Source organism: Microcoleus sp. MON1_C1, assembly GCF_036701945.1.
Taxonomy (GTDB): domain Bacteria; phylum Cyanobacteriota; class Cyanobacteriia; order Cyanobacteriales; family Microcoleaceae; genus Microcoleus.
Map to the genome: position 1 here is coordinate 1 of NZ_JAUBRO010000140.1, position 1,297 is coordinate 1,297.

A 1,297-nucleotide genomic window follows, 5' to 3' on the forward strand; every position below is an offset into this window, starting at 1 on the left:
CTTCCCTTTCATTTATTATCAAACTTTCCTATTTTACCATAGAAATTTATATTTACATCTCAAATGGAATTGCTATATATGTGCAACGCCTCAAAAGCAGTTTTCTATCCCGCTTCCCAGCTACCTCGCTCACCCACTAATAACTGCTGTATTATTTCTGCCAGCCTCCCCTAGTCTTTTATTCAGAAGCTCAACTAAAGATACCAGTCATCAAGAATATCTATATAAGCAAGAACAGGATCTCGGTATTTCCAATGGTTACGGAGTATTTGCTGTAAGAGTTTTCTGTCTAAAGCTGCATAAGCAGCATCCAGTAACTCAAAAGCATGGTGATTCCATTCCTCAGTGTTTAGTGCCCACAAATCTTTACCAAATTTAAGCGCGGTACCAGGAAACCCTGCATTCAAAGCCTCCTTAGCCTCATTAAGTTTTTCACTTTTGAGATGCCCTGAAAGTGGGCGATAGAGCTCCTCAGGAATTACAATTCCCATTTCATCCCAGGTTTCGGCAGTTATTATTCGCTCTTGCTCTGTTGTTGTCAAATCATATTTGTTACTGTATTGCTGTAATTCTTCGCTAAGTTGATTCAATTTACTCATTCGTTCTCTTGCATCATCAGAATCTTCTAGACCATATTGGATGTCTTGCAATATATCTTCATGTACCATCTCCAAAGCGTTCTGTACTGCATCAAATAGAGTAGTTCCATCTTGGGAGAGAGCATAAGCATCGTTTTGGTAGTAATGACTAACACAACTGGGAAGAGAATTGGGATCATCAAAATAATAGCCCCAGTGCAGCCCATCTACGTGACCTTGCAAAACAGTGAAGAATTCCGGTGGATCTCGATAGTAACGCCAATGCAGATCGAAGCTCAATTTAGGCTCCTTGCCGTCGAACCTTCCACCAAGAAACTCGAAGGGACCAACTAAGTTGATATCAAGAGGCTCAATCAACGCCTCCAGAGGATTCTCAGGGTTTAAGTGACAAGCGAATTCCCAGAATTGAAAAAAGTCCTCTGGAAAAGCTATACTGTAGCGTTCTTGTAGTGCTTTTTTGCGTTGTTCCATATGACCAATGACTAATGAGCAGCTCAAAAACTAAAGACGGCCTGAATTATTCCGACGTAGATAGTATCGTTGCAACTATTGTGTTCCGGATTGATAATCACCAAGATACCTGAAGTTATGCCGATATTATCAGTGGCAGGAAAAGTAAAAGGGGAGCGTGTCACTTTTGCAATAAGTATAAATGCTTAAAAAAAGCAGAATAGTAGCTTTGAGCTATTGTTGAGCAA

Annotated in this window: 1 protein-coding gene; it reads right to left on the minus strand. The window is 40.2% G+C overall.

Translation table 11 applies throughout. From position 1 onward, the window contains the following. Positions 1–194: 194 nt before the first annotated feature. A complete protein-coding gene (locus QUA62_RS29210) occupies positions 195–1,070 on the minus strand; it encodes an ADP-ribosylation family protein (RefSeq protein ID WP_333408283.1) in 876 nt (291 codons plus the stop codon). Positions 1,071–1,297 lie beyond the last annotated feature (227 nt).

Excerpts from the sequence above, each read along its gene's own strand:
- QUA62_RS29210 (WP_333408283.1), bottom strand. The coding sequence starts at position 1,070 with ATGGAACAACGCAAAAAAGCACTACAAGAACGCTACAGTATAGCTTTT.